Origin of the sequence: Weissella oryzae SG25, from assembly GCF_000691805.2 — a bacterium.
Taxonomy (GTDB): domain Bacteria; phylum Bacillota; class Bacilli; order Lactobacillales; family Lactobacillaceae; genus Weissella; species Weissella oryzae.
In genome coordinates, this window is record NZ_DF820542.1 from 1 (window position 1) to 275 (window position 275).

The window sequence follows — 275 nt, forward strand, 5'->3', positions numbered from 1 at the left end:
TTCAGAATCAGGCAGCAACTCAACGTCAGATTCAATGAGCGACTCAGAATCAGGCAGCGAATCAACGTCAGATTCAATGAGTAATTCAGAATCAGGCAGCAACTCAACATCAGATTCAATGAGTGATTCACTTTCAGGTTCAGAATCAACGTCAGATTCAATGAGCGACTCAGAATCAGGCAGCGAATCAACATCAGATTCAATGAGTAATTCAGAATCAGGTAGCGAATCAATGTCCGATTCAATGAGTAATTCAGAATCAGGTAGCGAATCAA

At 41.1% G+C, this 275-nt stretch carries 1 protein-coding gene; it reads left to right on the plus strand.

Going from position 1 to position 275, the window contains the following annotated elements:
- Nucleotides 1–34: 34 nt before the first annotated feature.
- On the plus strand, nt 35–275 hold a 241-nt coding region (locus tag TT13_RS11510; RefSeq protein ID WP_190279687.1), incomplete at its 3' end, for a hypothetical protein.